This is a genomic window from Methanolobus bombayensis (genome assembly GCF_017873415.1).
Classification (GTDB): Archaea; Halobacteriota; Methanosarcinia; order Methanosarcinales; family Methanosarcinaceae; genus Methanolobus; species Methanolobus bombayensis.
In genome coordinates this window covers 283455-300397 of record NZ_JAGGKD010000002.1, presented here as the reverse complement: position 1 = coordinate 300397, position 16943 = coordinate 283455, and the positions used below count along the sequence as shown (strand labels likewise).

Below are 16943 nucleotides of genomic sequence, written 5' to 3'. Positions count from 1 at the left end.
TTGAGTTGCGCATGAAATAGCCGAAACGTATATGACTTTTTTGTGAATGTAAAGCTGAAAAATCGCATTTAGAAGAGGACTATCTAAATAATTTTTATAGCCCGGCACGGATTCGAACCGAAGTTGCGGGATCCAGAGTCCTGCATGATTGACCACTACACTACCGGGCTACGGTGAATGCATCTCCTTAATTGTAAAGGTTGTATATTAAGGTATCGGAGAATTGTTAATCCAGACCTTCCGGGTGCTCATTAAGAACAGCAGTCCACCACCATCTGGCCATATCAATAAGATCTTTGCTGAACTGACCAGATAGACGGTATTCTTTATTTTTATGAGTAATTAGACCAGCGCCTAGCAGTTTATTGCGCATAGCATAAAATGAAGCACGCCCAATATCGAGTTCCTGAAGAAGAGCTTCCCACTCACTAGTCTTGATAGGATTACCTGTTTTTTGACGATCTTCGACCATCATAAGAAACTTTTGGCCACGAATGGCAGTTGCTTCTTCCTGGAAAAGACGTCTCATAAGATTGTAGTAAGGGTCCCTGGAATGAGTTATACGTGAATTGGAATCAGAGCGTATGACAATTGTGGTGGATGTACGTGGCGCTTTTTTTACTATGGACATTTGAATCAATATTACTAATTTTTATTCAAGATCTAGCAGCCTAACATCCGGATGTCGATGTCTTTGATTCCAGAGTGGATCTAATAAGATCCTCATATTCTTCTTTTAAAGAATAGACTATTGGAGTCTTATAAGACTCTTTATGAGATCTGAGCACACCCAGCTTAGAGTAGATGTAACCTACCATAGACGCTACAGCACTGCGTGAAATATCATATTTCTCAGTGATATTTGCATGCAATTCATCTACTGTTGTCTCTTTTACTTTTAGGAAAAGTGATAAGATATGACTGCGCAGTCCATTTACGTCCAATTCAATGAACTTTTGCAATCTTCGTTTTATTTTTGCGCGAATTGAGTCCATAACTTCACCTCAGATATAGCACAAATTTTTATATGTGCTTCAATGTATATATATGTTTTTAAAATTTTATAGTATGAAGTCAATAATAAGTATTTAGAAGTAAAAACACTAATATGATAAATGCATTAATGCATTATTTCCATCCTCAATTTTTGGTGACGATATGGATATTAAGTACGATATTGAAAAAAATGTAATTCAGATCGATGATGTTGACCTATATCCTGAAAATCTTGACCGTAATTTTATAGGACTGTGCAATTCCTGCGATTCAGATGTTATAAGCCTCAGTTATCATTCTTATGATGGTGGGATGGTTGTTGTGGGACAATGTAATTCATGTGAATCCCTATATGCAATATTTTATGATGAAGAATGGAACTGGCAGGGTGAAGAGTCAATCTGTGATTTTTTCGACCTAAATAACAGCAACAATATAAGACTTCTAAATAATATTGACCGAAAAAAACTCGAAACTGTTTTTACTCCGGCTGAAACAAATGCATTGTATGCAAAGGCACGTGGTGAAAAGTGTGTTCGGCAATATTTATACCGTGCCAGAAAAAAATATAATGACTTTTATGATTTATTTGGTATTAGGATAAATATATAAAAATTCTAAATCCGAGATTTAACCAATTACATATATAATTAATTTTAGGTGCGTATATTACAGTAAAATAATTCACATAGTTAAAAATATATAAGAATATAATTATATATTAAATCTATGCCTGTATTTGATAGCAGTTGTAAAACCAAAAGTACCTAAAAAGCATACTGATAATTATAAATATAATTGATAATAAAAGTCGTTTTTTGACTAATGTAATGTGCCATTAAATATATTTTTGTGCAGAATGAAAACAATAAAATATAAATAGCAACATTTGCATATTAAAAGAATACCGAGGGAGTGAACTACCACTGGTTAAAACCAGTGGCTTCCTGCTTCATTATCGAGTCCAACGACTCAATTCCACAGGCTTGAACTGTAGTTCCTACAGCACGATTGAGAATATTAATAGCGGCATTATGGTCACGGTCAAGAACTAATCCACAGTGAGGACAGTTGTGTGTCCTTACCGCTAATGATTTTTCTACCTTTTGACCACAGTTGCTACATAGTTGAGATGTGTTATATGGATTTACTAATTCTACAAACTTACCAGCTTCTTCCGCTTTGTATTTTGTGATTTGAATCAAGTTACTCCATGATGCATCATGTATTGACTTTGATAGTCTTGAATTTTTAACCATGTTCTTTACATTCAGGTCTTCAAAAGCTATGTAATCGTAAGCATTAATGAGTTCCCTGCTTAGTTTATGGTTAAAATAGTTCCTCTGATTGCGAATTTTACGATGCAAGGTGTTTACCTTATCACATTGTTTCTTCCAATTGTTAGAGAATTTCTTTTTACGACTAAGGTTACGTTGTTGTCTTTTTAATTCGCCTTCCGTATTGCGATAATATTTCGGAGGATCTATCTGAGTACCATCACTCAAAGTTACCAGAGAATTGAGTCCTACGTCAATACCTACAAAGGTAACAGGTTCAACAGGTGTAACATTGTTCTCAATGATTACAGAGAATGTAACATACCATTGTTTCCCATCTTTGCGAATAGTACAGGTCTTGATCTTGCCTTCAATCTCTCGGTGCTGAACTATCTTGATCTCTCCAATCTTCGATAGCTTCAACTTCTTTCCAGAGATACTAAAACCAGATTGGGGATAGGTAAAACTGTTATATCGTCTCTTGCCTTTGAACCGAGGATAACCTACTTTTGCTTCTCCGTTCTTACATCGTCTGAAAAAAGCATCAAATGATTTACCTAATCTTCTGATTACATCCTGTTTTACCTGAGAATGCACTTCAGTATCAAATTCAAGGTACTGAACCTGATACAGTTGTTCTATAGTGGATAATCCTTGATTGCATCTTTCGTATGCATTTCTACGATCTGCAAGAAATTCGTTATAGATATGTCTACAAACATCAAGTGTTCTGTTCAAATTCATTTCCTGTTGTTTTGTAGGATATAACCTAAACTTATATGATTTCTGCATTGAAAACCTATAGGTCAACAATGTTTAAATAGCTTTTGTAACTATATGAATATATGTCATATTCGAGTTCTGCTGTATATGAAATTAATTATCATATTGTATGGTGCACTAAATACCGGAAACAGGTTATGAATGATGAGTTAAAGGAGTTTCTTGATGATCAGATAAGAACAATAGCAGATTCTAAGGAATGGGAAATACTTGAACTTGAGGTCATGCCTGAACATATCCATCTTTTCATATCAGCACCACCATTCATAGCACCTACTGATATTGTTAAAATTATGAAAGGTGTTACTGCTAAGAGGGTTTTCCAGAAGTTTCCCGAATTACGAAAAAAGGAATTTCTGGGAAATCATCTTTGGTCGCCAAGCTATTATTTTGGTACTCATGGTCAGGTATCAGCTGAAACGATTAAGAGATACATTGACGGTAGTTCCAATAGGAGACGTAATTCATCCACCGGATGAATCCGGTGGTCTTCTTACTCCAACGGTGATAAATGTAATTTATTTTAATATTTTACTCCAGCTTTTATCTCCAAATTGATAAGCATATATATACACTAATAATAAATTTTAACCTTATATCACTAAAATAATTTAGTTTACAATAACTATATGTAGTGTTATATAAAAATTAACTGTTGCATAGTGCAGGAGTGTATATCATACATCCTCTCAAGGCCTGTAAGGATAACCACTAAATGCCTAGCCTAATCCTAACATAATCCCATCAGGCATTTATTTATTAATTATTTTTTGTTGGGCTTAAAACATAAAATTTGAAAATGCGATTTGAACCATAAACAAAGAGTAACAATTACACAAAAGCAAGTGAATTTCTAATTTGGACATGCTCGTAAGTTTGTGTCATCTGCTGTCTGATAAGCATCAAGTATAATAATAACCCTGACAAACCTTATCAGGCAATCTTCGTTTTTTGTGCTTCAATTTTTCATAAAATTAGCAGCACTATTGCTAAAAAACCATCTTTTTCGCAATGTTTCTAAGAATTTAGATTAAAATTTTCTTTACATCACATACTAAATAAATTACTCAATTATACTAATCATTTATATTATTTGTATAAACTTATATATAAATTTAAAATAAAATATCTATGAAGGTTGGAGTAAATAATTAAGATTACCCTCCTTTTTTTGCCTGATGTGATTTTTTGCCACCTAACCAAGCCTAACATGTTTCACATCAGGCAACTTCCTTAATCTCTAAAACAGTTCAAATCATGTGAACCTATTTTTAATTTTTTTTATTGGAATACTTGTAGAGCTTATTTATTACCTGATTTTCTTTAGACTAACAGATGAAATGACTATCAAGATATAGAATCAATCAGCGATGCTTAGGAGATGAAGTAAGAGTATTAGAGAACTATCATTATGCACCTGTAGATGATAGAAACACGGCCTATTAACATGTTCACCTTTCAAGGATATGATTTCTACTCTTATTGTGTGATACTGTTAATGGCGTTCAAAATTATAACGACTTTATTATTTCAAAGAGCATCGTAAATAAAAATGCAATTTGTTTATATAACTGATTAAACAAATAAATGAATTGGAGAATGGGACTAAGCACACTGGGGAGTGAGTTTTGGGAGATATTAATCATATAACAAAATATTTGCTGATCCAGGTTATATGGTTAATATGCTTCAATTTAGTCTGATAGAGGGACTATAAATAGATCATACCAACCAACCATCGGTCTACATCAACCTCTATCAGACCTGAAAAATAATAGTTGTCTTATATGGAAGAAAAGCTATTGTCCTCCGATAGATGTAAACGACTACTTTTTCCTGTAAGACAACATTCCCTATTCTCTTTACAGAGATTTAACCCTTGTAAGTATATTTCTATATTTATTCAAAACTATCCGCCTGTTAAGGATATTGGTTCCACATCTTTGATGTGAGATTATAGCAATAGCATAATAAGATACTACTAGTATAATAACGTATAAATAGGATTAGTAATAAGGTAGATGTTGCACAGAATAATTATAAACAATATAATCCTACTGTGCAATACTTTACTTCGCCTGATATGATTTTTGACCACGTACCACCCCCAACCCCACCCCAACCATATCAGGCAATCTATTTTATTCTCCCAAAGGATTTTTTTATATAGATAGGTTAACAGTGATAATTTATTTAATAAAGTTTAAATATTAAAACATCAGTATTTGTATTCGTATATACCAAAAATACATAAAAAAGAAGTAATAGGGATATGCTACATGATGGCAATATATCTCTTTTTTTATTGATTTTTTTTTGTTGGTATGTTATCCCCAGAACACTGATTTTTATCAGTGTTCATTCATATTAGCCTTTAAATGCAACTTTTTTAATTTCTCGATGGATATTTTACCTTCGCAGGCTTTTTTGTTATATTATATAATAGGTAGAATGAGGGCGATTTCATTTGTGGTCCTCATTGGTTGCTAAATGATACGGAAGTTTCAAATGATGCAGCATCAGGAAATGCATTTGCACATGTAAATGAAACAGAAATTACCGTAGAAAATGAGGATACCGTAACCCTTCAAGTGAAGTATACTTCATCTGCTGAATCCCGTTACATTGCAATTAGTAATACCAGGATAGCTGGAAATGTGGTAATGGTTCCAGTAAATAATGATAATATATCTGCAATATACTACCATTTAAATAAATAGTGATCTGTAAGGCTCTTAACTGGAAACTCAGATTATTGCATGAATTAGTCCATGAAATACGACCTGAAACATGTTAAGATCAAAGACCTGGTAATTGTGTCCTGGGAAATTTTCCGGAGTGAATCATTCGATACTTCAAAGTTTCACCAAAAAAGCAATATGTAATTATTTTTAGTTACGTTTATTCTATTCTTTTGTGTATATTATGATGTAATAATATTTGGTTACGCATATGATTTACAATTCTAATAAAAAAATTAATACATTAACATAAATTTATAAAATCATGCTTAATTAATTATTGATTTCGTAAAAATACGAACAAAATAGCACTTTTTGGCCTATTTTGGAGATTTAGTGAACAAGATCCCAGAATGATAATTATTTGAGTAGATTAATATTACTATCAGTTATACTACAGGGAAGTTACTAATAAAATATAAGAAGTATTTGGTAACTAGTGTATACTTTATATTAAAATTAAAAATGCAAGATAGTATTTTATATATTTTTACTAAAGTTAGTTCACAGTCAATTATTATTTGCTATGTATGAACGCCACCAAACCGAATTTATTATGCTATTTTTATATAATATTTTTCAAAGCTTTTAGTATAGAGTCACAGCATTGAAAAGACCAATCTAAAATCGGCGCGGATTTTCTGAACAACAAGTGAAAAATGAGTGTTGACTTAAATAATTTTTAAACTGTGCAATGGATTGATTTTTGTGGTTTTTATGAAAATCCATATTCATATAGTATGTAGTATTGGTTTTGCTATTTTCGAGATTTTGCAAAAAAGGGTATATTTTTCTAAAATCGATTGTTCCATAGTATATATGAATAGACCTACTTTGACTTGCAACCCCAATATGATTTATACAAAAGTATCAGGAAAAATTAGAGCAATTATAGTACATATTCTATTCATATAGACTTTGAAATTTCATATTATGCTCAATAAACTGACTAATACGCATAAAAACACTACCAAGAAGTGGACTTTTAACTGAAAACTATACATCACATGTTGTAAACAAGCTGATTGAAATAAAACAGCAAAATTACCTTTATTTTTTAGGAGTTTAATAAACAAATGCAGATTAACTTCAAAGCTTCATATTTTAATTAGATAATAAAAATTTACAATGACATGAAAATTTATATGTTGGTATGAACTGAGACATTATTATTAGATTATAGTAAAAATTAATTGATAAGTGATAATAAAATAAAACTAATATTATATTATAGATTATTAAGTGTTTTGTCTATACTATTCATCTTATATTATAATATATAATAATAGCCGCATAAAATTAAAACATATTAATAATTCATACTTAATAAATAAAAAATTGTATCTGAAAATTTAAATGTATAGTTTATAGTATACATTATAATGCTCGTTTATTAAAAAAATAGATATTTTCAGTTGCCAAATCTATGAAAATAAAGCATATACTATAGTATATGTTTTGACATTAAATACGACATAAAGTTAAAAACCACGGTCTCAAACTTAATACTAAATAATATGTCAAAGATCAGTACATCCGAAAGTAGATGAAACTTCCTCTTCGATATTATGCACTATATTTAATAAAATTGAAGAGGACAACATCATATCAACATGTAACCTATTACCATTATTTGCAGTCATCAATAAATAATATTTATAATTAAACATCTAGTTGTACTTGTACATCACATCTTCTAATTGTATAAATAAAGTTTACTTTACCTTGTCATTAATGTCGTTACCTTACATACTCTAAAAGATTTACAAGCATATGTGGAAATTAATAAATCATCAACTTTAACTACTTATTTAGTATTCAAAAATAAATAGCGTTATTTTTAACGATATACCATTGACATATATGCACTAATAATTCTGCCTGGTTGTTATACAATGCATTTAAATGATTTATTTTTTTTCTATGTTTTTCATTTCTGATGTCGTTGGAAGATTACTGTTTATCGCTTTTAAGCTTAGATGAATGAATCTAATTGTAAATACGTTCCGTTTTGAGAATAGAGATAACAAACCCCATTCCTAAAAGGAAAGCTATGATAAATCCAAAGACTCCAAGAAATGGAACGCCCCAGACGAGTGGTTCCATATCAGTTTGCAAAATCAATGATGAACCTATTATTATGGCTGACACAATAAAACTAAATGCAATACGATTACTTGCATCATTAATTTCTTGAGGTAATGTTTCAAGTTCATTATGCCTGAATTTGATATTTAGTTCACCTTTTTCTATTAAAGACAGAATTTGTGATATCTGCATCGGCATTTTGTGCAGTACACGAGAATATTTCGGTACATTCTTTAATGCTGAATTTGTAATATTCTTAGGACTCAAACGTTTTTTCATATATTTTTTTGCATGTGGTTCAAAAACAAGTGCCAGATTAAAATCGGGCATCAGCTGAGAACCAAATCCTGTAATCATAATTGTTCCCCTTAAAAGTAAAGCAACATTTGGTGGAAGTTTTGCATGATGTTCTTGCAATATAACGAATATATCACTAATCATTGATGCTGCATCCATTTGCTTTAAAGATCTGCCGTAGTATTTATCTAAGAATGTTTCAATATCATTTTTTAATCTCTGAGTATCTGCATCACTTCCAATAACATCATACTCATACATAATTTCTACAAACTGCTCAACATCACCCTTTTTCATTGCGAAGAGTGCATCAATAAATCCATTTTGAAGGTCATTCGACAACCGACCAACCATGCCAAAATCAATCAGTGCAATAGTTTCATTGTCCAATATAAAAACATTACCAGGATGAATATCTGCATGAAATAAACCATCTTCAAATATCTGTTTCATAAAGGCGTTGGAACCAATCATTGCTATTTTTTCTCGATCATATCCTAATTTGTCAAGTGATTGAAAATCATTTGCTTTAATGCCATCGATATATTCAAGCGTCAAAATCTTTTGACTACTATAGTTCCAGTATACTTTTGGAATGTAGACTGACTTTTCATCTTTGAAATTATAAGAGAAACGTTCAATATATTGAGCTTCTTGTGTGTAGTCGAGTTCAGTACGAATTGATCTTGAAAACTCATCTACAATTTTGACCAATCCATATTGCTTGGCAGCCTGAACACGTTCTTCAGCAAGTCTGGCAAGACTATTCATAATATCCAGATCTGTTTCAATAATTTTATTGACATGTGGACGTTGGATTTTAACAACCACATTCATACCATCTTTCAACTTAGCTCTATGTACCTGACCTATAGATGCAGCTGCCATTGGTTTACGTTCAAAAGTTTCAAATAAATCATCAAGAGTGGCTCCCAACTCATCTTGAATTACATATTCAACATCTTCCAATGCAAATGAAGGGACATTGTCCTGAAGTTTTGCAAATTCATCTGCATATTCAAGCGGTATCAAATCCTTACGAACACTGAGTATTTGTCCTAATTTCACATAGGTAGGACCAAGTTCTTCAAGTACTTCCCGTAATCTTTCAGGACGTGATACTGCTTCTTCTTTTGATGTATAGAGTTTATTTGAATCTAAGATGTGAATGTGAAACGGACGAAGTTTCAACTGATCAACAAGATAGTCAAATTCATATTTTATCAAAATATCTATTATTTTTTTGTACCTTTTTATCATTGAGTATTTGCGTAGTATACTAAGGTTCATACCGATTCTCCTATTTTTATATAAGATTATAATACGATACAATAAAATATATAATAGATGTATTGATTATTGCGATCTTTAGCAAAATCTCTATTATTTTCTTGTATCGTTTTACTATCAAGTATCTCTGTAGTATACTAAAATACATACAAGGTCACCGATTTCACAATATATTGTGCAGCATTACTGTAAAGTACATCAAAGAAGGCGCAAATAAAATCACCAAGTATAGTTTGCTACAATCCATAGATCTGCGCTCCTTTACCAATTCCGTATTAGATCACAAATCCCGATGTGTCTTCCACCATTCCCTGGCCACTTCCAGTAGTATCCAGTGTAATTACATCATAATTAGTTTCGATTTTAAGATCAATGACTTCTACAAGATTTTCAATGTATTTAAAATCAAAATCTTTCCTGAAGCTGAATGACTTTTTACAGTAGCTTTTCATGACTACAAATACCTTATTTCCTTCAGCAGTAACAATCCACCTTTTATCTTCTTTCTCTGAAGGATATTCATGAACACTAACCTTTTCGAAATAGTGCATTTTCTGAGTCATGGAATCGTAAAAACTCATAGAATTGTAAATATCATATTCCACCCCCATTACCTCAATCGAGGGTACAAAATAAGTCAATATAGAACCATTCCTGAAAACTATCCTTGACCATTTCCATGGAATGAACGGACCAACTACTATGACCTTTTGAGCATAACATTTACCTGAGAAATCGTTACAAGAAAGCTGACCTTCGAAATCAAAATAAAGGTTAGCTAGGCGAAAACCAAACAAACCTTTGAATTGCTCTGACAACTCGGAAATGAATTCAGTATTTTCAGGTTTCTTTATCGTCAGAGAACAAAACTTTTTACCAGCTTCCATAATATTCAGAGAATATTCAGGAAATGAACCACAAAATTCAGCACTGATATTATCATTAAAACAAGCTATAATATCATCCTTAATTTCAATGGTGCAGAGGTCATCTGTAATCGTTCTCTGTTTTTCATCATATTCCCATGAAACACAATAACCCTCTGTTCGGTTATCAGACACTTTGCTATCTTTTATGTAGCGACCATTAACCTCGATGTCACCGTCTGTTCTACCAAACATCAAAAAAAATTGACGTTTTGAGCCATCATTAGCAGTAAATTTCATGAACCAATATTCTTTTCCAAAAAGAGGAAGATCATCAAATGAAAAAAGAAGGTCATCGATATTCTTTCCTGATTTCTTCTTCAAAAAAAGTCTTTCAATACTATTCTTACTTTCTTTCAGTTCATTTATTGAAGCAATAAATGCTTGTTTTTCCTTTTTAGGCAGCGTTTTGATGTAATTGTTTCTTTTTTTTATGAAATTCAGCAACCTATTCTTATCCATACCAACCTGATTTCCAACATCGCTATTTCTAGAATCGTTCTCTGTTAATGTCGGGCTTACAGCTTCTTCAATCATATTTAACACCCATTTTTTCCATTTCTAAAATATTCCACATTCTCCGGTCAGTATATTACAACTGGGGACAGTAAATGTCTATGAGTAAAACGGTTTTGAGAATTTTGCCTCTACTTCCTGTCGATGGATTGTATTATATGCACAGAATGGAATCACACGTCCATCTGGTGTAGCGTAGTGTATTCCACACCTCTGCACCCTCTCGATATCAAAATTATAGGGATCTTGAAAATGCATTGATCCAAGGAACAAACTATTCCTGTGGAAGGGCTTTAAAGCTTCTCCTGTACCTTTATTGAAAAAATCCATTATCATTTTCGTGACATTGATAGACTGTGGAGCAGTTTTCTGATCGATGAAACTGGATATTTTGTGAAGGGCTTTACTAGTAAGACCTGCTTTTTTTATCTGAAAATTCGTATTACTTATCTGAGGGGATATCTCATCTAGATATTCAAACAAACCGTCTACATCCACAAAACGAGTAATAGGAATTAGCTTATCTCCATCTTTGAAAATATATGTAACAGTTCCACAGTGAGGATGTATTGTGAATTGTAGAACTTGTTTGTTCAACATGGCTGCTATGAATCTGGATATTGACGTTGATTGTGGTACAGAGAACCAATCATCCCTGCAGATAGTCCCATTTGTTTGTTCTTCAGTCATTAATAAAAAATCTGGAATTGTAATTCTTTTTTTCTCTCTTTCTGTCTGATCAATGCGACCTGTGAAAGCAACTGGTTGGAAATTGACGCCTTTGATAACATCAAGCCTTTCTGAAGCAAAATTGATTATATTTCCAACTTGATGATCATTTACTTCTTTTATAAGAGTTGGTACCAACACAATGCTCGCAATTCCTGCAGTACGACAGTTGTTTATTGCAGCATTTTTCAATGGAAAGGCATTAAAACCACGTGTAATGTGATAGGGTTCTTCTCCTATACCATCAAATGACAAATAGACAGTCTGAAGACCAGCTGTCCTTAATTTATGTGCAAATTCTACATCCTTTGCAATTCTTACTCCATTAGTGGCAATTTGAATATGTAAAAAATCAAGGTCTTTTGCCATTGATATTAGCTCTGGCAAATCATCACGTACAGTTGGTTCACCACCAGAAAATTGGACCGCACAGCATGGAACAGGTTTCTGATTCCTAAGCATAAGTAGCATATTCTGAATCTGTTCTTCATTTGGCTCATAAATGAATCCACTTCTTTTTGCATTCGCAAAACATACAGGACAGTTAAGATTACATCTATTTGTTACATCAATGTTTGCCAGAATAGTGCTGGTTGTATGTTTTTCACATAATCCACAATCAAGAAGATGATTCTCGCTCTTTATTGCAGGATTTAAAACACCTGTGCCTACTACATGAGATTGACAGAACTTATTATAAAGTTCAAAATCAGACCAATAGATATCTTGGAAAGTACCATGATTAGAACAATACTTGGAAAGGTAAACGCTGCCATCTTCTGTGAAAATTTCAGCAGGAATTTTGTCCAAGCATTCCGGACAAAGTGAGATTGTATTTTTTATGTGCAACCTTTGTTTTTTATTTAGCTCATCCGTTTCGCTATTTTTTGAAACTACATTTATACTCAAATTGCAGTCTGTTGTGCATTTGCTAGTCATTTGCTCACCATTTTTATTACTTTTATCTGCTATGGATACGAGACTATTCTATTGATGCAGATTGATTCCACTCTGCATCAATGAAATGCCTGAAAACACGAACATGCTCTTTCCCACAGTACCATGTAGCATTGAGGTTAGGAGGAAATATTTCATCATTGACAGTGACTACAAGAAGTTCTTTCTCATCAACAGAAAGGATACCACCCATTAGAGGACTAGAATTGTTCTTTTTATTATACACTTTGACTTCAGCACCGGGCAACTCTGTGGCAATTTCATCTGCATAAATTTTATCATTGACAGTTATTTTAACCTTCACGCCCTCACTGATTTTTTCACGAATCTCTTTCCAAATACTGCCCATAATAGGATAAACAGCAACAATTTGGTTCAATGGAACGTATGACGAAGAAAAAAGAATCTCTTTATTGGATGATTCAAGCATTTGAAGTATCTTGTCAGTGACATTCTTCACACCATTAATATTCCATGCCGAGTTATCTTCTAAAGTCCCTTCCTGTTTTTGATAGATATTTTCAAGTTGTTCCAGGGAAAAATCCACAGCAACCGCGTAATCTTTTGTCAACAGAGTGATTATTCTTTCGGGTTCCTGTGCTTTATATCTCATTGGTTTGGAGTTCTGAATCTCGATTAACCCTCTGTTTTTAAGTTTGTCTATTACACCATACACAGCAGAACGTGGGACACCCGAAAGAGTATGGAGGTCAGCTGCATTCCTGCTTCCGTACTGCGTTAGTGCTGCCAGAATTTTGGCTTCATAGGCTGTCAAACCTAATTGTTGCAGAGATTCTATTAACAATTGCATAATAACATTGATATAAGTATCTTCTATTTACTATCTTCGGTACAACAATAAACTAGTATTAAATAACTATTCATATTGTTAGTATTCTATTACTAACAGATATCATGTCTGCAAAAAAAATATTTGAACAAATTGGAGCTGTGATTGAGAAATGGCCTCTGGGAATAATTATCGTTGCGATTCTCATGATGCTGATTGCATTTCAAGGAGCAGGCTTGATAGAACATAAAAGTGGAACAGACACTTTTGTAGAAAAAGACTCTGACCTCTATCAGAACTATGATCATATCTACAAGCAGAATTTTGGAAACGAAGTTATAATGGTGCTCATCGATTCTGATGATGTAAGGGAATCTGAAGTCATCGAAGCAATTGATGATTTTGATACGCTGATAGCCCGAGATAAGGATGTAGAGAATGTTATCAGTATGGCATCACTGATTAAGAATACTGCATATTCCGTCACCGGCCATTCTGAAATACCCAATAATTACGATTCCATTCTGTCAATAATTGATTTACTGCCTTCTGCTTATGTTGACCAGTTGATGCCTGACAACACGCATACTATTATTATGGTGCAGTTGCCGGGAAACATAGATGAAGACAACAAGGAAAGAGTGCTTACGCGGGTAGAGAGAACAATTGAAGTGGTTGATTTTCCCACAGGCACAAATGCTGTTGCAACAGGTGAACCTGCTTTTATGATTGCGATGTCCGAAGAGATGAGCTCAAGTCTCCAAACAATGCTTATCCTTGCATTTGTCCTGATGATCTTTGCATTGCTTATGGTATTCAGACATGTCAGGTGGTGTCTGATGCCATTGCCTGTAGTTCTTATAGGTTTGATATGGACTTTTGGTGCAATGGGTTATCTGAACATACCCATGACGATGGCATCCATGGCAGTATTCCCAATTCTTATCGGACTTGGTGCCGACTATGCAATTCAGTTCCATAACCGTGTGGAAGAAGAACTTGCAAAAGGTGAGAGTGTCGAAGAAGCCATTATTGATACAATCACACATACTGGTCCTGCTGTTGGGAGTGCTGTTGTAGCCACATGTCTGGGTTTTATCGCTCTTTTAATATCCCCGGTTCCTATGATACAGGATTTCGGCAAAATGAGTCTTGTGGGTGTGCTACTCTGTTACATTGCTTCAATGTTTGTTCTTGTATCCATCTTATACCTACTTGACAGACGAGAAGAGAAAAAGAAACGCAGGTATCCTGCAAGACAGGCTTCTGTAAAAAAAGCAGAACAAAAGGAAACAGCTATTGGGAAAGTACTTTCCCATGTTGCCATGTTCTCTGCAAAAAGACCTTTGATCATCATTGTGCTGGCATCTGTTCTTGCAGCGGGAGGATTGTATGCTGATGAACATGTAGGTGTTCAGACCGAGACAAAGGATTTTGTACCACAGGACATGCGGGCTTTGCAGAATCTGAATAAACTAACAACAGTGGTGGGTGGAATTGATCAGATAAACATTATTGTCAGAACAGATGATGTCCTTGATCCAGACCTGCTGCAATGGATGTTAGATTTTTCTGAAAGAGAAGAAGAAAGCAATAGCTATATAACAGGTTCAAGCAGCATTGCCTCCCTGATCGAATCAAGTCATGGTTCGATTCCCTCAGATAAGGATACCATTACTTCTGTCACTGATAGCATGTCCTCGGTTGTAACGGATCAGTACATCGAAGGAAGCAATCTTGCTGTAATAAACCTGAAACTTGAGAGTGACCTTCCTTCTGAGCAAATCACAACAGCCATTGACCTTGTCAAAAGTGACATGGAATGGTATGATCCTCCAGCAGGTACTACGGTAACTGTCACAGGTTCAAAGGTAATGACAAATTCCATTATAGATGCCCTGACATCCGGCAGGACAACTATGGGTTATCTTGGGATGGTAATTATCTTCTTGGGAATGCTTGTGATCTACAGGGACTGGCTGAAGGCTGTATCCACAATATTACCAATTGTAATGGTAACAGGCTGGATAGGGGGAGTGATGTATCTCCTTGACATGCCATACAATCCGCTGACTGCCACTCTTGGTGCTCTTGCAATAGGCATTGGAGCAGAATTCACAATATTGATGCTTGAACGTTACTTTGAGGAACGTGAAAAAGGCATGGAACCATATGATGCAATGGAAAAGGCTGCATCTTCAGTTGGTCCGGCTATCATTGCATCAGGTTCTACTGTCATATTTGGCTTCTCAGCCCTTATTGTATCCTCGTTCCCAATGATAAGTGATTTTGGAAAAGTTACAGTGATAGCTGTTGCATTTTCCTTGTTGAGCACAGTTATTGTGCTGCCACCCATCATGGTAAACCTTGATAGGTGGAGAATAAAACACCAATCTTCAGATAAATTAGAGAACAAAAATACAAAATATAGCAAGGTGAATGTATGATATCCCTTAAAAATGTAAAGATGCTCACGATAGCACTCTTGGTGCTAAGTTGTATGCATAGTGCGTCTGCAAGCATAGATGAAGACGTTATTTCAGAAATAGCAAGTGATTACTACGATCTTTACGGTTCCCCTCATCTAGTAGCAAACCTCGCCTGCGATGATGTATTTGAGAGAGGTGAAGATGCTGTCCTGTACGTGAACATCATGAACGATGGTCAGATCACAGGACTTGAAGCCGATGAGGATGAGATTGAGGATGATTTCAGAGATGGACAGATTGGTGAGACACTTACCAGGACTTACATGGCAAGTGAACTCGCTTCTGACAGAGCCATTACAAAAGCTGAGGATATAACAGCAACACTTTCACTTGTAGACCCGGATACTCCCATAGACATAAAACTTGATACCCTGCTTCTGGGTTCAATTAGTTCAGGTAAATCCTTAGAATCACCTGCCGAATTCCCTATAGAGGTATATGACAATGCAGAAGCTGGTACTTACAGATTGAAACTCAATGTGAAATACAGGTACCAAAAAGATTCTGCTGTAACTCCTCCCTACGGTGACACATACTACTGGCATGAAGAAATGAACCAGACAATGTACCTTGATATTTTTGTAGAGGAGGAACCATATTTCAAGGTGATAAAGACAGAATCTGGTCTTCAGAAGGGTGATAAGGAAACCATCAACATAACCTATGCGAACATTGGAGATGATGTTGCATACGACTGTATTGCAAGGATAAGTGTTGTGGATCCATTCACAACCAGCGATGACGAAGCATATCTTGGTGACATGTACCCCGGAGATTCAAAGACTGCAACTTTCGAGGTTAATGTGGCAGATGATGCTACAGTGAAACCCTATGCGATCAGCACTGAAGTGAAGTATACTGACAAACACGATGAAAGTCAGTATTCCGATGATCTCAAGGCTTCGGTGAATGTTGGTGAGTCCGAATCCAGCCTGAATGGAACTACTATGTTAGGTGCTGTAGTCCTGGTGGGTATTGTCAGTATACCACTGTATTTAAGGTCCAGAAAAAAGGAGTAGAGATGAAGAAAATAACAAATAGGATGTAATAACGTAAGTACTATG

The 16943-nt window shown here is 34.4% G+C and carries 12 protein-coding genes and 1 tRNA gene; 5 read left to right on the top strand and 8 right to left on the bottom strand.

Annotated features, from left to right (window positions below; genetic code table 11):
• Nucleotides 1-97: 97 nt before the first annotated feature.
• The 3 genes from J2746_RS03675 to J2746_RS03665 form a co-directional block, all read right to left on the bottom strand.
• A tRNA-Gln gene (locus J2746_RS03675) sits at nucleotides 98-170 on the bottom strand.
• 56 nt (nucleotides 171-226) lie between these two features.
• Nucleotides 227-631, bottom strand: coding sequence for a hypothetical protein (locus J2746_RS03670; RefSeq protein ID WP_209616461.1), 405 nt, complete (start codon nucleotides 629-631; stop codon nucleotides 227-229).
• Nucleotides 632-671: 40 nt separating this feature from the next.
• Nucleotides 672-995: a DUF2551 domain-containing protein gene (locus J2746_RS03665; RefSeq protein WP_209616459.1), complete on the bottom strand. Its 324-nt coding sequence runs from the start codon at nucleotides 993-995 to the stop codon at nucleotides 672-674.
• A 163-nt stretch (nucleotides 996-1158) separates the two neighbouring features.
• Between J2746_RS03665 and J2746_RS03660 the strand changes: the two genes are divergently transcribed.
• Nucleotides 1159-1608: a hypothetical protein gene (locus J2746_RS03660; protein ID WP_209616455.1), complete on the top strand. Its 450-nt coding sequence runs from the start codon at nucleotides 1159-1161 to the stop codon at nucleotides 1606-1608.
• A gap of 308 nt (nucleotides 1609-1916) precedes the next feature.
• On the opposite strand, the gene J2746_RS03655 is transcribed toward J2746_RS03660, so the two are convergent.
• Nucleotides 1917-3065 carry an RNA-guided endonuclease InsQ/TnpB family protein gene (locus J2746_RS03655; protein WP_209616452.1) on the bottom strand — a complete coding sequence of 383 codons (1149 nt, stop codon included), beginning with the start codon at nucleotides 3063-3065 and terminating at the stop codon, nucleotides 1917-1919.
• 53 nt (nucleotides 3066-3118) lie between these two features.
• Here J2746_RS03655 and tnpA point away from each other — a divergent pair, with 53 nt between their 5' ends.
• Entirely contained in the window at nucleotides 3119-3535 is a 417-nt protein-coding gene (gene tnpA, locus J2746_RS03650; protein WP_209616449.1) for an IS200/IS605 family transposase, read from the top strand.
• Nucleotides 3536-5539: 2004 nt separating this feature from the next.
• Complete coding sequence (locus J2746_RS03645) at nucleotides 5540-5776, top strand: hypothetical protein (RefSeq protein WP_209616447.1); 237 nt, start codon at nucleotides 5540-5542, stop codon at nucleotides 5774-5776.
• 2010 nt (nucleotides 5777-7786) lie between these two features.
• On the opposite strand, the gene J2746_RS03640 is transcribed toward J2746_RS03645, so the two are convergent.
• The 4 genes from J2746_RS03640 to J2746_RS03625 all read right to left on the bottom strand — a co-directional run bounded on the left by J2746_RS03640 (nucleotide 7787) and on the right by J2746_RS03625 (nucleotide 13411).
• Nucleotides 7787-9472 (bottom strand): ABC1 kinase family protein, encoded by a 1686-nt coding sequence (locus J2746_RS03640; protein WP_245249965.1) that lies wholly within the window; start codon nucleotides 9470-9472, stop codon nucleotides 7787-7789.
• A gap of 275 nt (nucleotides 9473-9747) precedes the next feature.
• Nucleotides 9748-10935 (bottom strand): hypothetical protein, encoded by a 1188-nt coding sequence (locus tag J2746_RS03635; RefSeq protein ID WP_245249964.1) that lies wholly within the window; start codon nucleotides 10933-10935, stop codon nucleotides 9748-9750.
• A 78-nt stretch (nucleotides 10936-11013) separates the two neighbouring features.
• Nucleotides 11014-12492 carry a tetraether lipid synthase Tes gene (tes, locus tag J2746_RS03630; protein ID WP_342451783.1) on the bottom strand — a complete coding sequence of 493 codons (1479 nt, stop codon included), beginning with the start codon at nucleotides 12490-12492 and terminating at the stop codon, nucleotides 11014-11016.
• 133 nt (nucleotides 12493-12625) lie between these two features.
• On the bottom strand, nucleotides 12626-13411 hold the full coding sequence (locus J2746_RS03625) for a TrmB family transcriptional regulator (protein ID WP_209616444.1): 786 nt from the start codon (nucleotides 13409-13411) through the stop codon (nucleotides 12626-12628).
• Between the two features lie 104 nt (nucleotides 13412-13515).
• Here J2746_RS03625 and J2746_RS03620 point away from each other — a divergent pair, with 104 nt between their 5' ends.
• Nucleotides 13516-15837, top strand: coding sequence for an efflux RND transporter permease subunit (locus J2746_RS03620; RefSeq protein WP_209616441.1), 2322 nt, complete (start codon nucleotides 13516-13518; stop codon nucleotides 15835-15837).
• A complete protein-coding gene (locus J2746_RS03615; protein WP_209616438.1) occupies nucleotides 15834-16898 on the top strand; it encodes a COG1361 S-layer family protein in 1065 nt (354 codons plus the stop codon). The genes J2746_RS03620 and J2746_RS03615 overlap by 4 nt, the downstream gene beginning before the upstream one ends.
• Nucleotides 16899-16943: the final 45 nt, after the last annotated feature.

What these genes read in the sequence shown, in the direction of transcription:
- J2746_RS03620 (WP_209616441.1), top strand. Translation starts at nt 13,516, where the DNA reads ATGTCTGCAAAAAAAATATTTGAACAAATTGGAGCTGTGATTGAGAAA.
- J2746_RS03660 (WP_209616455.1), top strand. Translation starts at nt 1,159, where the DNA reads ATGGATATTAAGTACGATATTGAAAAAAATGTAATTCAGATCGATGAT.
- J2746_RS03670 (WP_209616461.1), bottom strand. Translation starts at nt 631, where the DNA reads ATGTCCATAGTAAAAAAAGCGCCACGTACATCCACCACAATTGTCATA.
- J2746_RS03665 (WP_209616459.1), bottom strand. Translation starts at nt 995, where the DNA reads ATGGACTCAATTCGCGCAAAAATAAAACGAAGATTGCAAAAGTTCATT.
- J2746_RS03615 (WP_209616438.1), top strand. Translation starts at nt 15,834, where the DNA reads ATGATATCCCTTAAAAATGTAAAGATGCTCACGATAGCACTCTTGGTG.
- J2746_RS03640 (WP_245249965.1), bottom strand. Translation starts at nt 9,472, where the DNA reads ATGAACCTTAGTATACTACGCAAATACTCAATGATAAAAAGGTACAAA.
- J2746_RS03625 (WP_209616444.1), bottom strand. Translation starts at nt 13,411, where the DNA reads ATGCAATTGTTAATAGAATCTCTGCAACAATTAGGTTTGACAGCCTAT.
- J2746_RS03655 (WP_209616452.1), bottom strand. Translation starts at nt 3,065, where the DNA reads ATGCAGAAATCATATAAGTTTAGGTTATATCCTACAAAACAACAGGAA.
- J2746_RS03635 (WP_245249964.1), bottom strand. Translation starts at nt 10,935, where the DNA reads ATGATTGAAGAAGCTGTAAGCCCGACATTAACAGAGAACGATTCTAGA.
- tnpA (WP_209616449.1), top strand. Translation starts at nt 3,119, where the DNA reads ATGTCATATTCGAGTTCTGCTGTATATGAAATTAATTATCATATTGTA.